This is a genomic window from Bifidobacterium longum subsp. infantis ATCC 15697 = JCM 1222 = DSM 20088, from assembly GCF_000269965.1.
Classification (GTDB): domain Bacteria; phylum Actinomycetota; class Actinomycetes; order Actinomycetales; family Bifidobacteriaceae; genus Bifidobacterium; species Bifidobacterium infantis.
In genome coordinates this window covers 2532701-2547980 of the sequence record NC_017219.1, presented here as the reverse complement: position 1 = coordinate 2547980, position 15280 = coordinate 2532701, and the positions used below count along the sequence as shown (strand labels likewise).

Here is a 15280-nt window from a genome sequence, read left to right as displayed (position 1 = left end):
CGCACATGCCCCGCACATGCCACGCGCGCGACACGCGATTTGCGATAATCCACCGGAGCCGTTACTATAACGATTTGGCGGTTTCGCCGTGGCGAAGCGTTCTCTACGGAATGCACGCCGAGGTGGATTTTCACCTAGGGAAGTGGCGCAATTGGTAGCGCAACGGTCTCCAAAACCGTAGGTTGTGGGTTCGAGTCCCGCCTTCCCTGCCAAGTTTTCAATAATCAAGCAGCTGACGCGAGGTACGGAATGGCTAAGACGAACAACAGCGAAAAGGTAGTCAAGCCGAATGTCTTCATGCGTATCGGTCTGTTTATCAAGCAGATCATCGACGAGCTTCGCAAGGTCGTAACCCCTACTGCCAAGGAACTGTTCTTCTGGTCTCTGGCTGTGTTTATCTTCGTGCTGCTGCTGATGGCCCTCGTCACGGGCATGGACTTCGGTCTGGGCAAGCTCGTGCTGTGGGTGTTCGGCTGATCCGCACAACCTAAGGTGAATAACAACGCATGAGTGATGAACTGAATCTCGAGAACCTCGACGCCGTGCCGGCTGAGGAGCCTCTTGTCGAGGCTTCCGAAGCTGCTGCCGATGAGGCAGTTGCCCCGGCTGAACCGGTTGCTGACCTTTCCGCAGAATCTGACGCATCCGTCGACAATGCAGATGTTGAGTCCGCCGCTCCGGCCGTGACTGAATCCGCTCCTGTTGCTTCCACTCAGAACGAGACCGTTTCTCTGGATGAGGACGAGGAAGAAGTCAACGAATCCGAGCAGGCCGAGGAAACCGATGCCGGTCAGCAGGCCGTTGACGAATTCTCCAAGTCCCTGCGTTCCCTTGATGGCAAGTGGTACGTGCTGCACACCTACTCCGGCTACGAGAAGCGCGTGAAGACCAATATCGAGTCCCGCGTCGCCTCCTTCGGCATGGAAGACCAGATCTTCCAGGTCGAGGTGCCGATGGAAGAAGTCGAGAAGCACACCGAAAAGGGCAAGAAGGTCATCACCCGCGTGCGTGTTCCAGGCTACGTGCTGATTCGTATGTGGCCGGATGAGAACGCCCGCCGTATCGTTCGCGAAACCGAAGGCGTGACCGGCTTCGTTGGCCCGACCAAGGATCCGGCGCCGCTCTCCCGCAAGGAGGTCGTGGCGATGATGGCTCCGATGATCGCTTCCGAGGCACTCAAGGCCGCCGGCGACAAGCCCGCCGCCGCCAAGAAGCGCAAGGTCGAAGTCTCCTACGCCGTTGGCGATCAGGTCACCGTCACCGATGGGCCTTTCGCCACCATGGCCGCCGTTGTTTCCGACGTGGAACCCACCACTCAGAAGCTCACCGTGCTCGTGTCCATTTTCGGCCGTGATACGCCGGTGGAGCTTGGCTTCCACCAGGTTCAGAAGCTAGATTAACCCCAAACTTTGCAGAGCCCGACCATCGTGGTCGGGCTTTTGTGTTGTCCGGGTGGATTTGCATAATAGGAAAGCTTGTGTCTGGAGGGAAGACCCGCTAGCACAGCACAGCAATATAAGTTGCGGGAGGAGACCGACCACAGGCCGATTGCCTACAGCATGCACGGATAAATAATGAGTCAAGACCGAGCATGATGGCAGACAGACGAACCTGAGGACGGCGACCATTCGAACCGCGTTATAGAAAGAAGAACCATAATATGGCTCCCAAGAAGAAAGTCTCGGCGCTGATCAAGCTCCAGATCCAGGCTGGCAAGGCCAACCCGGCCCCGCCGCTGGGCCCGGCTCTGGGTTCGCATGGCGTGAACATCATGGACTTCTGCAAGGCATACAATGCCCAGACGCAGGACAAGATGGGTCAGGTCATCCCTGTCGAGATCACCGTTTACGAAGATCGTTCCTTCACCTTCGTTCTCAAGACCCCGCCGGCTGCAGCTCTGCTGAAGAAGGCTGCTGGCATTGAGAAGGGTACCGAGAACCCGCTGACCCACAAGGTCGGCTCTGTCACCAAGGCGCAGGTTCGCGAAATCGCCGAGACCAAGATGGAAGACCTGTCTGCTCGCGATATCGAGGCCGGCATGAAGATCATCGAGGGTACCGCTCGCTCGATGGGCATCACGGTTACGGACTGATAAGGAGAAGGACAGATGGTAAAGCGTTCCAAGAAGTACCGCGAAGCCGCTGAGCGCGTCGATCGCAACAACCTCTACACCGCCAACGAGGCCATCGCTCTGCTCAAGAGCATGCCTGCCTACAACTTCGACCAGACCGTCGAGGCCGTGTTCCGTCTGAGCGTCGACCCGCGTAAGGCCGACCAGCTCGTGCGCGGCACCGTCAACCTGCCTCACGGCACTGGTAAGACCGCCAAGGTCCTCGTGTTCGCCCGTGGCCCGAAAGCTACCGAGGCCACCGAGGCTGGCGCCGACATCGTCGGTGATGACGACCTGATCGCAAAGGTTCAGGGCGGCTTCCTCGACTTCGACGCCGTGGTTGCTACTCCGGACATGATGGGCAAGGTCGGCCGTCTGGGCCGTGTGCTCGGTCCGCGTGGCCTGATGCCGAACCCCAAGACCGGCACCGTGACCATGGATGTCACCAAGGCTGTCAAGGACATCAAGGGCGGCAAGATCGAGTTCCGTGTCGACAAGAACGGCAACCTGAGCTTCCTCATCGGCAAGATGAGCTTCGATGAGTCCGCTCTGGATGAGAACTTCAAGGCTGTGGCCGACGAAGTCAAGCGTCTGAAGCCCGCCACCGTGAAGGGCCGTTACCTGACCAAGGCAACCATCACCTCCACGATGAACCCGGGCGTTCCGGTTGACCCGAACACCCTGGCCTGAGGCTAGCGAGCTTCAATAGCTACTGAAAGGGACTTCCCGTAAAGGGAAGTCCCTTTTTGCATATGCGATGACCGGTTGCGAGAAGGTGAACCTGGATGGTCACGCAATCGAATTCTTGCAACACGCCGGTGAACACATGAATTTGTTACGCATCGGCAATGCAAAGACGGATTATTCTGGTATCAGAACAGTGCAAATAGGCTGTTTGCGACACGCCGAAGGAACCGTGTGATTGCAACGATTCCTGAGGCTTTTGCGCGCCTCGATTTGCGCGAATCCAAACATGCGTGTAAGTTATTTCCTTGCTGCCGCTCGGCGAGTGGTTCTCTTCCTGGAGAGCTGTGAGTTGGGTGAGTGGTGGTGGTTTGAGAACTCAAGAGCGTGTTTGTACTACTTCTTTATAGTCAATGATTGCCAGTTCATTCCTCGCCTGATCGCCTGTCGTGGTGGTCGGGTACCCGGGAGGGTTTGATGAGGGGTGAGGTTTTTTGAGGGCGTCCTTCCTTAAGGACGTGCTCGTCAATTTTTGTTTTGAGAGTCATCTATTCGGATGCTTTTCATGAAGTTTTTTTTTGTGGAGGGTTCGATTCTGGCTCAGGATGAACGCTGGCGGCGTGCTTAACACATGCAAGTCGAACGGGATCCATCGGGCTTTGCTTGGTGGTGAGAGTGGCGAACGGGTGAGTAATGCGTGACCGACCTGCCCCATACACCGGAATAGCTCCTGGAAACGGGTGGTAATGCCGGATGTTCCAGTTGATCGCATGGTCTTCTGGGAAAGCTTTCGCGGTATGGGATGGGGTCGCGTCCTATCAGCTTGACGGCGGGGTAACGGCCCACCGTGGCTTCGACGGGTAGCCGGCCTGAGAGGGCGACCGGCCACATTGGGACTGAGATACGGCCCAGACTCCTACGGGAGGCAGCAGTGGGGAATATTGCACAATGGGCGCAAGCCTGATGCAGCGACGCCGCGTGAGGGATGGAGGCCTTCGGGTTGTAAACCTCTTTTATCGGGGAGCAAGCGTGAGTGAGTTTACCCGTTGAATAAGCACCGGCTAACTACGTGCCAGCAGCCGCGGTAATACGTAGGGTGCAAGCGTTATCCGGAATTATTGGGCGTAAAGGGCTCGTAGGCGGTTCGTCGCGTCCGGTGTGAAAGTCCATCGCTTAACGGTGGATCCGCGCCGGGTACGGGCGGGCTTGAGTGCGGTAGGGGAGACTGGAATTCCCGGTGTAACGGTGGAATGTGTAGATATCGGGAAGAACACCAATGGCGAAGGCAGGTCTCTGGGCCGTTACTGACGCTGAGGAGCGAAAGCGTGGGGAGCGAACAGGATTAGATACCCTGGTAGTCCACGCCGTAAACGGTGGATGCTGGATGTGGGGCCCGTTCCACGGGTTCCGTGTCGGAGCTAACGCGTTAAGCATCCCGCCTGGGGAGTACGGCCGCAAGGCTAAAACTCAAAGAAATTGACGGGGGCCCGCACAAGCGGCGGAGCATGCGGATTAATTCGATGCAACGCGAAGAACCTTACCTGGGCTTGACATGTTCCCGACGATCCCAGAGATGGGGTTTCCCTTCGGGGCGGGTTCACAGGTGGTGCATGGTCGTCGTCAGCTCGTGTCGTGAGATGTTGGGTTAAGTCCCGCAACGAGCGCAACCCTCGCCCCGTGTTGCCAGCGGATTGTGCCGGGAACTCACGGGGGACCGCCGGGGTTAACTCGGAGGAAGGTGGGGATGACGTCAGATCATCATGCCCCTTACGTCCAGGGCTTCACGCATGCTACAATGGCCGGTACAACGGGATGCGACGCGGCGACGCGGAGCGGATCCCTGAAAACCGGTCTCAGTTCGGATCGCAGTCTGCAACTCGACTGCGTGAAGGCGGAGTCGCTAGTAATCGCGAATCAGCAACGTCGCGGTGAATGCGTTCCCGGGCCTTGTACACACCGCCCGTCAAGTCATGAAAGTGGGCAGCACCCGAAGCCGGTGGCCTAACCCCTTGTGGGATGGAGCCGTCTAAGGTGAGGCTCGTGATTGGGACTAAGTCGTAACAAGGTAGCCGTACCGGAAGGTGCGGCTGGATCACCTCCTTTCTACGGAGAATACAGGATGCCGTTCGGCGTCCGGTGCGGACCCTCCCGCGCGATGGTCGCGTGTGGACGGGTTGCTGGTGTGGAAGAGATCATGGGCTTTCGGTTCGTCCGTCGTGGGATGTTCCGCGGGGGTGGTGCGGATGCGCTTTTGGGCTCCCGGATCGCCACCCCAGGCTTTTGCCTGGCGCGATTCGATGCCCGTCGTGCCTGCGGGCCGGCCGTGTGCCGGTCTGGTTGGCGTGGCGGTGCGTGGTGGCTTGAGAACTGGATAGTGGACGCGAGCAAAACAATGGTTTTGAATCTTTGTTTTGCTGTTGATTTCGAATCGAACTCTATTGTTCGTTTCGATCGTTTTGTGATCATTTTTAGTGTGATGATTTGTCGTCTGGGAATTTGCTAGAGGAATCTTGCGGCCATGCACCTTCATGGTGTGTGTTGCTTGCAAGGGCGTATGGTGGATGCCTTGGCAGACAGGACCGATGAAGGACGTTTGAGGCTGCGATAAGCCTCGGGGAGCCGCCTACAGGGCTTTGATCCGAGGATTTCCGAATGGGGGAACCCACCGGCCGTCATGGGTCGGTACCGGCTTCGGCCGGGGGGTACGCAGGGAAGTGAAACATCTCAGTACCTGCAGGAAAGGATATTCCGTGAGTAGTGGCGAGCGAAAGCGGATGATGGCCAAACCTTGCGCGTGTGATACCCGTCGGGGGTTGCGTGTGGGGTGTTGCGGGATCGCGTGTGCCGGCTCCGACGGGCCGGCCGGCAGTTGTAGAAAACCATGTGTCAGGGGAACCGGGTTGAATACCGGGCCGCAGAGGGTGAGGGCCCCGTACCTGAACGCGCATGGTCTGCCGATCGCGTCTCCCAAGTAGCACGGGTCCCGTGGAACCCCGTGCGAATCCGCCCGGACCGTCGGGTAAGCCTGAATATTCCTGTCTGACCGATAGCGAACGAGTACCGTGAGGGAAAGGTGAAAAGTACCCCGGGAGGGGAGTGAAACAGTCTCTGAAACCGTGCGCCTACAATCCGTCGGAGCCTCTTTGTGGGGTGACGGCGTGCCTATCGAAAAATGAGTCTGCGAGTCAGTGGCATGTGGCGAGCATAACCCGTGTGGGGTATGCGTAGCGAAGGCGAGTCTTAAAAGGCGTTTAAAGTCGCGTGTCCTGGACCCGAAGCGGGATGATCTAGCCCTGAGCAGGTTGAAGCGCGGGTAAGACCGTGTGGAGGACCGAACCCACCTGGGTTGAAAACCGGGGGGATGACTTGGGGTTAGGGGTGAAAGGCCAATCAAATTCCGTGATAGCTGGTTCTCTCCGAAATGCATTTGGGTGCAGCGTCGGGTCATTGCGTCCCGGGGGTAGAGCTACTGGATGCTTGCGGGCCCGTATCGGGTACCAACAGCAACCAAACTCCGAATACCGGTGACGTGTATCCCGGCAGTGAGTCGGCGGGGGATAAGCTTCGTCGTCGAAAGGGAAACAGCCCAGACCGTCGTCTAAGGTCCCGAAGCGTGTGCTAAGTGGGAAAGGATGTGGAGTCGCATAGACAGCCAGGAGGTTGGCTCAGAAGCAGCCATCCTTGAAAGAGTGCGTAACAGCTCACTGGTCTAGTGGTTCCGCGCCGACAATGTAGCGGGGCTCAAGCACACCACCGAAGACGCGGCAGTATTTTGTACTGGGTAGGAGAGCGTCCCATGAGGGGCGAAGCGGCCGTGTGAACGCGCCGTGGACTTCATGGGAGTGAGAATGCAGACATGAGTAGCGAAAGACGGGTGAAGATCCCGTCCGCTGGATGACCAAGGGTTCCAGGGCCACGTTCATCGTCCCTGGGTGAGTCGGGTCCTAAGGCGAGGCCGACAGGCGTAGTCGAATGGATGAACGGGTCGATATTCCCGTACCGGCTTTCAGCCGCCAGAACCGAGGCTTGGAGTACTAACCTCCGGGTCCGGGCTTGCTTCCCCTTCGGGGGTGGGATGCCTGGGCCTGTTGGGACCGATCCTTGTAGTAGGTCAGCGCAGGAGTGACGCAGAAGGGTAGCCGGCCGCGGAGGTGGTTTTCCGTGGTCAAGCACGCAGCCCGTCCCGTAGGCAAATCCGCGGGGCGTGTGGGCGAGGTGCGATGGTGGGGGCCTTGTGGCCCGATATCCGGTGATCCCGGCTGCCGAGAAAAGCTTCGGCGTGAGGCTCGAAGCCGCCCGTACCCCAAACCGACACTGGTGGTCAGGTAGAGAATACCAAAGCGATCGAGCGAATCCTGGTCAAGGAACTCGGCAAATCACTCCCGTTCCTTCGGTTTAAGGGAGACCCCCGATGGTGAGCCGCCTCGCGCGGGGAGCTTTTGGGGGTGGCACAGACCAGGGGGTAGCGACTGTTTACCAAAAACACAGGTGCATGCGAAGGCGCAAGCCGCTGTATATGCACTGACGCCTGCCCGGTGCCGGAAGGTTAAGAGGATCCGTCAGCCTTCGGGTGAAGCGGTGAATTCAAGCCCCGGTAAACGGCGGTGGTAACTATAACCATCCTAAGGTAGCGAAATTCCTTGTCGGGTAAGTTCCGACCTGCACGAATGGCGTAACGACTTCCCCACTGTCTCGACCAGGAGCTCGGCGAAATTGCAGTACGAGTAAAGATGCTCGTTAAGCGCAGAAGGACGAAAAGACCCCGGGACCTTTACTATACCTTGGTATTGGCATTCGGTGTGGATTGTGTAGCATAGGCGGGAGGCCGAGAGGCATGGTCGCCAGATCGTGCGGAGCCGCAAGGTGAAATACCGCTCTGTTCGCATTGGATGTCTAACCTCGAACAGTGATCCTGTTCAGGGACAGTGCCTGGCGGGTAGTTTAACTGGGGCGGTTGCCTCCCAAAGAGTAACGGAGGCGCCCAAAGGTCCGCTCAGCCCGGTTGGCAATCGGGTGGCGAGTGCAAGTGCACAAGCGGGCTTGACTGCGAGGACGACGGTCCGAGCAGGGACGAAAGTCGGGACTAGTGATCCGGTGCCGGTGTACGGACGCGGCATCGCTCAACGGATAAAAGGTACCCCGGGGATAACAGGCTGATCATTCCCAAGAGTCCATATCGACGGGATGGTTTGGCACCTCGATGTCGGCTCGTCGCATCCTGGGGCTGGAGCAGGTCCCAAGGGTTCGGCTGTTCGCCGATTAAAGCGGCACGCGAGCTGGGTTCAGAACGTCGTGAGACAGTTTGGTCTCTATCCTCTGCGCTCGTTGGAATGTTGAGGAGGCCTGCCCATAGTACGAGAGGACCTGGGTGGACGAACCTCTGGTATGCCGGTTGTCACGCCAGTGGCACGGCCGGTTGGCTACGTTCGGAAGGGATAACCGCTGAAAGCATCTAAGCGGGAAGCCTGCTCCAAGATAAGCATTCCGTGCAGCCTCGGGCTGCTGTAGTCCCCATGCAGAACACGTGGTCGATAGGCCGGACGTGGAAGCCCCGCGAGGGGTGGAGCCGACCGGTACTAACGGACGAAAGGCAACACTATCATTCCCCGATCCGTTCGGGGACCGCATCATCCTCCTGCAAACGACACCAGACGACGATGAGCATTGTCTGGCCACAAGACGAAACATCAACGGCAATCGCGTCCCCTATCCGGTTCCCAGGCCGCCACAGGCCGGCAGACCCCAGCGTCTGACCGTACAAGAGAAGATTTGCGGCGGTCATGGCCCAGGTGAGACGCCCGGTCCCATTCCGAACCCGGAAGCTAAGGCCTGGCACGGCGATGGTACTGCACTCGACAGGGTGTGGGAGAGTAGCACGCCGCCGCATCACACGTACAGGAAGCCCCGGTACCTTGAAGGTACCGGGGCTTCCCGCATATCGGGACACTCGCGCGCGTGGGGGGGGGTATCTCGCGTCCTTGGGCCTCAGCATCTTGGGCCTCACCCTGGTCCGCCGCGCGGACGACTCCCCTCAAAGAGGAAAGCCAGAAACCTCTTGGGCCCCGGCAGGAGTATCCCGTCGAGGCCCAGTGCGTTTTGGGCGGCAACCCGCTGAATACCCGGTAAGATGTCTGAGGTATCAACAAACAGGTCAGGAGGTGACGCGCATGGTGGCGCCAAGCCGTGATGACCGTAGCGTAGATGCATTGGTGAAATCCAAGGCAGTACTTGATGTATTGGCGGAACTGGGACCAAGCACCGCAAAAACCATAAGCGAACGTACTGGTGAACCCGTAAGCTCAACGTATCGTTTGCTGGATAATCTCGTCGCAGTCGGTTGGGTGGAACGGGGCATCAATCGTGGCGAGTATCGGCTTGGCATCGATTGCGTACGTATCGGCGGCCAAATCGAAAGCAGACTGGACATTCAGCAGATCGCTCGCCGTACCTTCCGCGCCCATCACGGCCAGTTCGGCATCTGGGGTCTGTTCGTTCGGAGGCGATTGCGCACGGTGTGCATCGAGACACGCACCCGTGAGACATTGCAAAGCTATGCACAGCTGGTGGGCAATAGCTTGCCTCTGAGCATGAGCGCTCCCTCTCATGTACTGACGGCCTGGCTTCCCCCGGCTCGCTACGAGCAGCTGTTGGAACACTATGCCTATACCAACGAGCTCGGCGGCACATTCTCCACGATGCGTGCCACAGCAATGGGACAGGCTCGTCATATACGCGAATGCGGCTTCACCTATGACGTCGGCCAGACCATGGCCGGCTCCGTGACTATCAGCGTACCGGTATTCAATCACGCCGGAGAGATTCAAGCGGCAATCGCCCTGAGTGGCCTTTCCCGCTCCTTGGAACCTGAGCTGGCCTGTCTGGTAGATGGGCAACCGGCAACGGCATCGGCTCAAGACATGGTGCGATTGGTGCAGACTGCCGGCCGTGAGGTGTCGCAAGGCCTTGGATACAGTGGTGATCATCTTGGCCTGAACAGTTGAATATGATGAGTCAGGGATAAGTCAGGGGAAGGAACGTCGACGATGGCGGAAGACAAACGTGAACCGACCCGCGCTTTAGACAAGGCGAGTCGTGTGATGGACGCATTGGCGGCGGAGAATGGCCTGTCGCCGGCCGATATCGCCGACGCCTGTGATATCCCGCGATCCTCCGTATACCGCGTGCTGGATGGACTGGTCGATGTGGGGTGGGCCGTAACGGATACGGATGGTAACTACTCATTATCACTGGACTGGCTGCGATTGGCTGATGCCGCTCGCACGTCTCGTACCGAATGGCAGCCTGCGATTGCGGTCATGCATGCCATCACCGCGCAAACCGGCATGACCTCATTCCTCAGTGTGGTCTCCGGCACTGAATTGGTATGCGTGGAATGTGCGCAAGGTCATGCCATCGATTCGCTGATCCTGCGCCCGGGCCGCGTGCTGCCTCTGCATGCTGGCGCGGCCGGCCGCGTGGCCTTGGCGTATTTCGAGGATGCCGATGTCGAACGCTATCTTGCAGGAGCGCCGTTCCCGGCATATAACGAGAACACGCTGGTCAGTGTGGAACAGTTGCGCGAGGATATTCGCTTGACTCGCGAACGTGGATATGCACTGTCGGATGAGGATGTGACGTTGGGTGTCGGTGCCGTTGGTGTACCGATTGTGGACAACGAGTCCGGTCGCGTGATCGCCAGCCTGTCCGCCGGTGGAGTCGTGGACGAAGTGTTAGCCACTCAAGAATCCTTGGCCGCGTTACTGCGCGATGGCGTACGCGAAATTCAGGCAGCCTGATTCGGCCCGCTAGGCTGTCGGGCTGGACGGTTATGTCCGGTCAGCTATGGCCTTTGCCGGCTACGGTTCTGCTGGTTATGCTTCTGCCCGACTACGCTTCGGCCACACGACCCAGCGCGATGGCGGTGATCAGCACGTACGCCTCGCGCGGGTCGGTGGCATCCCAGCCGGTGGATTCGGCGGCGCGCTTCAAACGGTAGCGAATCGTATTGGGATGTACGTTGAGTTCCTTGGCCGTGGTTTCGAGCGAACCACCGAACTTCAAGAATGTGGAGACGGTGAGCAGCGTCGGATCGTCCGGGCCCGCTGCGGTCAGGCTTCCGTAGACCACGCGGACCAGTTCGTCACGGGCGTCCGCGTCGCCGATCAACGCGCGTTCGGGCAGGGCGTCGTCGGTGCGTAACGGGCGCGGCAATGGCTGCACGGTGGCGGCCAGAGCCGGCGCGGCCTGAAGACAGTAGAGCGTGGCCTGAATCGAACGCATCGCGCCATCGGCACCGGTGCGCTGCGGGCCCAAGGCGATTGGCCGATCGGCGGCGAACGACGGGGCTATGGTATTGCAGATGATTTCTGGCGTGGCCGCACCGACCGGACGAATCAACGCCACTACGGCGGTGCTGTTGCCGATCGGGCGCTTGGCGGTCAGACACACACCGCCGAAATCGGCCACGATTTTCTCGATTTCCTTGGCCGTACGTGCGGCGGACCGGGCAGGGTATCCGGCGATGGCGTAACAATCGAAGTCATGCTCGAAGCCGAGGATGGTGAACAAGGACTCCACTCGTTCGTCGGCCAGATGATTGAACAGGCACTCGAACAGCACGGTGCGTACGCGGTTGGTCGCGGCGATGCCGGGTGCGGTCGAACCGGATGAATCGGGCGCACTGGGCGTACCGGATGCACCGGACGAATCGGCAACGTCGGCAGCGAGAAGTTCGAGAAAATCTGACATAGTCACTAGTGTAGCGTCGCTGATTGGCGTTGCCTTTCAGCCAAAGACTCTCGCCAATACGTCAGCACCACGAATCCGAATACAAACGCAACCGGCAACATGTGCCGCTCGAAATTATTGGCCGGCGCGGTAATCATCACGCCCATCAGCAGTAGCAGCGGAATATGGGTCATGAGGGTGGGCCAACGTCGACGAATCACCTCGGCCGCGCCGATCAGCAATGTCATCACCACGTAGAAATTGCCGTGCGTGGGCCAGCCGAGTACGGGAATGCTGCCCCATACGCGAGTGAAGCCGGCGATGTGCTCACGCCAGTCATGGTTGTAATCCTTGATCCATGTGGAGTTTTTTTGCACGTAATCGCTGGTCACGTAATAATCCATCGATACGTACGGCTGATCGTTCACATTGAAGTATCCGAAGCATTTGGACAGCAGCGCATCCAACGCGATGATCGGATTGTCCTTGACGATTTCGAACCATGCCTTGTTGAAATTGGTCATATCCTCGGGCGTCACCGTGCGCCACTTGTAGCTGACCTTCTTGGCCTGAATACCGGAGGATTTCACCGGGTCGGCATCCTGCTGGGAGTAAGCATCGGCCATCTGATCGAGATTGAAGACGGGCGCGAGGTTCTTTTTGGCTTCGTCTGAAATGCCGTCCGGATTGCGCTGGGCCACGCGGGCGATCATTTGCAGCTGTACGCCGCGGCTTTCGATTGGGTCGCCGCCGATGATTGCGCCAGAGGAGATGGCGAAGGAGATGCCGCCGTGAATCAGTACGGTGGGGATGAGCAGCGCCACGACGTAAGTCGCCCAGCGCTTGCGGTCGGCGATCAGAGCCAGCACGATTTGTAGGGCGATGATGTACCACGCATATTTCGCGGAAATCAGCATCACCGATGTGGCCAGGATAAAGGCGATGAAACTGTGGCGCGGCAAGTGGACGGGCGTGGCGATGGCAGTGGCCTGAGGATGTTTGCGGGTGCCGACGGGGTGCCAGGTCTGGACGAGTTCATACCAGACGCTGAACCACCAGACGAACGAGAACGCGAACAGCGGCGATTTGGTGATGGAGATAGTGGAAAACACGGCCAGCGGGCAGACCATGAAGAACAGCAGAATCAGGAATCGAGCCAATCCTCCGGCCTGTGGGGGAACGGCGGAATCCGTTGCTGTTTTTCCTATCCAAGGCCGGTTCAGGAATCGATTGGCGGCGGCAGCGCAGCAGAACACGGCGAACAGCGTCTGCAGGGCAGCCAACGTCACGATGCCGGCATCGTTTGCGCCGGTCAGATGCCTCGCAAACGTGACTATCGCGCCATAGAACACAGTGAGTACCACATTGTGCTGGTCGGTCAGATACGTGGGATCGGACGGCCACATGTAGTGCGCAGTGGGGTAGATGTCCATCGGCACGAAGGAGAAGAAGCCGATATAGGGCTGTTTCAGGCCGGTCCACTGGTTCCAGGCCCAGCTGAATTCACGGATCTGTGAACGAACATCAGCGCCGAATGCGGCAAGCAGCGTGGTAGGCACCCAGAGCCAGCCGACAAAAAACACCAGCATAAGCTTCCAGAACCGGTTCGTGCCGCATGTGATCCAGCGGTCCAGAACAGTGACGGTGGACGTGACGATAGCGCGAACGGTACGACGGGTCTTGGCTGGTTGGCTGGTCTGCTGATCGGCGGCGGTCCGTGATGTTTCGCTATTCTGCTGATGGTGGCGTAGGCGCTCGCCGATAGCCCTCGGCAGTATGCGCTGGCCTGCTGCGAATCGCACCATCAGCGTGATGATTCCAAGATATATCAGGAATGACACGACGAATATTGCGGTATTGGCCCAGTTCCAATGGGCGAGGGTGCCGTTCTCCTCGTCCCAGTACAGCGGGCCGACCGCCGTGCACAGTGCAAGCCACAAGCAGGCCAGCGCGGCCAGTGTCCAGCGCGCGGCAGCGCCCACGCGCGCAAGATGCGGGTGGGACTGGCGGCTGGATACGGCGGCAAGCTTCGCGGTGGCTGGTGACGTCATGACAGTATATGGTAGCCGCACAGGTCAACGGTTGATATTCGATGTCTGCCGGGCATTGCCATTGTTCGCAAGCCAATACGACGGCCGGGTGCATGCGTGGGTTCGGCGAATGCGGAATTTTCGAAGTTGTGAACGTTAACACGGGCTATGTGGGTGAAAGTGGTTGATTTTTTGCGATTTCCGTGGAATATCGCGGGTAAAAAACGGCGCAACCGAGGTAACGTAGTGTCCATGATGATTGCATTGAAAGCTGCAACGCCGCAGCTACCCAGAACTACAGCCGTCGCTGATCATGTGGTCGCCGTGGACGAAACCGATTCGACCAACACGCTGGCCGCACAGATGATCGGCGACGGGTCGTTGACGCTGCCCGACCACCAGGATGGCGAACTGGCGGTGGTCGTGGTGGCCGCCGACCGGCAGACCGCCGGCCGTGGCCGCAATGGTCACAAGTGGGTCAGTCAGCCTGGCCGTTGCTCGACGATGTCCTATGCCGTGCGCATTCCGCGCGCGATCGCCACCGACGAATCCGTCAACGGCTGGTTGCAGATGATCGCCGGACTGGTCACGCTGGATGCGCTGAACGGCATGATCGAGGAGTATGGTGCTGCGCCAAACCAGTCGTACTGCTTTCTTGAGCTCAAATGGCCGAATGATGTGTTCTGCCACGGGCTCAAGCTGGGCGGGCTGCTCTCGGAGCTGGTGATTCCGCCGTCGTCCGGTACCGGTACTGATGCTGATGCTGATGCTGATGCCGATGACGACGTCGTCATCGTGTTCGGCGTCGGCCTGAACTTGGCCTTGGGCGCCTGCCGGCTGCCCACGCCGCAATCGACCTCGCTGCAGCTGCATGTCTCCGGGCTGCCGTCGTTCGGCGAGATGCGCGATGCGGTGGCCGAACGTCAGGTCGAGGGCTTCCGCGAGCGGTTGGCGAAGTTCATCGCCGACCCGAAGGGCCAGGCCGAGTCGTTGCGCGAGGAAATGAAGGCGGTGTGCTGGGCGCGCGGCCGTCAGGTCGAGGCGCACTTCACGGACGGCACCACGCTGACCGGCGAAGCCATCGGCCTCAACGAAGACGCCTCACTGATCCTGAGAACACAAGACGGCACGGACCATACGGTCCGCACCGCCGATGTGGGAGTGCTGTAATAGCCGGCCAGTAGCTAGCTAGTAGCTCAGGTCAGCGACCGAGCTTGGACAGGCCGGCGGTGGCCAGAGAGGCCACCACGGCCTTGATGGCGTCGTCGACAACGAAGCCCATGGAGGCCAGAGCCACGGCGGCGAGCGGTGCACCGGTCAACGCGGACTGGATGACGAAGCCGAAGGCGTACGCCCCTATGTTTGCGTGATATCGCCGTGAATGGCGGACGGTATGCGATGAATGAAGGGGATCGGTCGTTTCGCGGCATGATGGCGGTGCGGATTGTCCATATTGCGGACGCTCCACACCGCATGCAAACTGCATATGATGCGAAATCAAGCGGATACGATGCGAACTGACCTGTGCCGAATCGGCCTTGGCCGGCCGCATTGCGCCCGCTTGCTGTGAGCCTTCCCCTGAACTTACGGTTGCCATCGTAGAGGTGTTCGATTTCGTGCGGTTTCGTATCAAGTTACAAAATTATCGATTTTGATTTGTCGTAAGTTGACGAATGGGGTAGTAGCGTCAACTTATGTAACGTCGATTCTGATGGCTGCAAACGTTGCA

The 15280-nt window shown here is 59.1% G+C and carries 10 protein-coding genes, 1 tRNA gene and 3 rRNA genes; 12 read left to right on the top strand and 2 right to left on the bottom strand.

Annotated elements, in window-relative coordinates:
- The first annotated feature begins 136 nt into the window (after positions 1-136).
- The 11 genes from BLIJ_RS11905 (at position 137) to BLIJ_RS11855 (ending at position 10590) form a co-directional block, all read left to right on the top strand.
- Positions 137-212: transfer RNA gene (locus tag BLIJ_RS11905), tRNA-Trp, on the top strand.
- Positions 213-249: 37 nt separating this feature from the next.
- Positions 250-477 (top strand): preprotein translocase subunit SecE, encoded by a 228-nt coding sequence (gene secE / locus BLIJ_RS11900; RefSeq protein ID WP_012578525.1) that lies wholly within the window; start codon positions 250-252, stop codon positions 475-477.
- Positions 478-506: 29 nt separating this feature from the next.
- Positions 507-1400, top strand: coding sequence for a transcription termination/antitermination protein NusG (gene nusG, locus BLIJ_RS11895; protein ID WP_012578524.1), 894 nt, complete (start codon positions 507-509; stop codon positions 1398-1400).
- Positions 1401-1660: 260 nt separating this feature from the next.
- A complete protein-coding gene (gene rplK / locus BLIJ_RS11890; protein WP_003829785.1) occupies positions 1661-2092 on the top strand; it encodes a 50S ribosomal protein L11 in 432 nt (143 codons plus the stop codon).
- A gap of 15 nt (positions 2093-2107) precedes the next feature.
- Positions 2108-2800 (top strand): 50S ribosomal protein L1, encoded by a 693-nt coding sequence (rplA, locus tag BLIJ_RS11885; protein WP_012578523.1) that lies wholly within the window; start codon positions 2108-2110, stop codon positions 2798-2800.
- Between the two features lie 571 nt (positions 2801-3371).
- Positions 3372-4897, top strand: a 16S ribosomal RNA gene (locus BLIJ_RS11880).
- A 79-nt stretch (positions 4898-4976) separates the two neighbouring features.
- Complete coding sequence (locus BLIJ_RS14505; protein ID WP_126386297.1) at positions 4977-5297, top strand: hypothetical protein; 321 nt, start codon at positions 4977-4979, stop codon at positions 5295-5297.
- Between the two features lie 31 nt (positions 5298-5328).
- Positions 5329-8394, top strand: a 23S ribosomal RNA gene (locus tag BLIJ_RS11870).
- A gap of 170 nt (positions 8395-8564) precedes the next feature.
- Positions 8565-8681: ribosomal RNA gene (rrf, locus tag BLIJ_RS11865) — 5S ribosomal RNA — on the top strand.
- Together the 16S, 23S and 5S rRNA genes form the textbook arrangement of a ribosomal RNA operon.
- Before the next feature lie 280 nt (positions 8682-8961).
- Positions 8962-9795, top strand: a complete 834-nt coding sequence (locus BLIJ_RS11860; protein WP_012578522.1) for an IclR family transcriptional regulator — start codon at positions 8962-8964, stop codon at positions 9793-9795.
- A 42-nt stretch (positions 9796-9837) separates the two neighbouring features.
- Positions 9838-10590: an IclR family transcriptional regulator gene (locus BLIJ_RS11855; protein ID WP_012578521.1), complete on the top strand. Its 753-nt coding sequence runs from the start codon at positions 9838-9840 to the stop codon at positions 10588-10590.
- A 91-nt stretch (positions 10591-10681) separates the two neighbouring features.
- Here the strand turns inward: BLIJ_RS11855 and BLIJ_RS11850 are convergent, their stop codons facing one another.
- Both BLIJ_RS11850 and BLIJ_RS11845 read right to left on the bottom strand, forming a co-directional pair.
- A complete protein-coding gene (locus BLIJ_RS11850) occupies positions 10682-11542 on the bottom strand; it encodes a helix-turn-helix domain-containing protein (RefSeq protein ID WP_012578520.1) in 861 nt (286 codons plus the stop codon).
- Between the two features lie 5 nt (positions 11543-11547).
- Positions 11548-13572, bottom strand: a complete 2025-nt coding sequence (locus BLIJ_RS11845; RefSeq protein ID WP_012578519.1) for a DUF6020 family protein — start codon at positions 13570-13572, stop codon at positions 11548-11550.
- A gap of 231 nt (positions 13573-13803) precedes the next feature.
- Between BLIJ_RS11845 and BLIJ_RS11840 the strand changes: the two genes are divergently transcribed.
- Positions 13804-14721 (top strand): biotin--[acetyl-CoA-carboxylase] ligase, encoded by a 918-nt coding sequence (locus BLIJ_RS11840; protein ID WP_012578518.1) that lies wholly within the window; start codon positions 13804-13806, stop codon positions 14719-14721.
- The last annotated feature ends 559 nt before the right edge of the window (positions 14722-15280 follow it).

Bases quoted from the DNA above. Each gene is read 5' to 3' on its own strand.
- BLIJ_RS11845 (WP_012578519.1), bottom strand. From the start codon at position 13,572: ATGACGTCACCAGCCACCGCGAAGCTTGCCGCCGTATCCAGCCGCCAG.
- BLIJ_RS11840 (WP_012578518.1), top strand. From the start codon at position 13,804: ATGATGATTGCATTGAAAGCTGCAACGCCGCAGCTACCCAGAACTACA.
- rplK (WP_003829785.1), top strand. From the start codon at position 1,661: ATGGCTCCCAAGAAGAAAGTCTCGGCGCTGATCAAGCTCCAGATCCAG.
- secE (WP_012578525.1), top strand. From the start codon at position 250: ATGGCTAAGACGAACAACAGCGAAAAGGTAGTCAAGCCGAATGTCTTC.
- rplA (WP_012578523.1), top strand. From the start codon at position 2,108: ATGGTAAAGCGTTCCAAGAAGTACCGCGAAGCCGCTGAGCGCGTCGAT.
- BLIJ_RS11860 (WP_012578522.1), top strand. From the start codon at position 8,962: ATGGTGGCGCCAAGCCGTGATGACCGTAGCGTAGATGCATTGGTGAAA.
- nusG (WP_012578524.1), top strand. From the start codon at position 507: ATGAGTGATGAACTGAATCTCGAGAACCTCGACGCCGTGCCGGCTGAG.
- BLIJ_RS11850 (WP_012578520.1), bottom strand. From the start codon at position 11,542: ATGTCAGATTTTCTCGAACTTCTCGCTGCCGACGTTGCCGATTCGTCC.
- BLIJ_RS11855 (WP_012578521.1), top strand. From the start codon at position 9,838: ATGGCGGAAGACAAACGTGAACCGACCCGCGCTTTAGACAAGGCGAGT.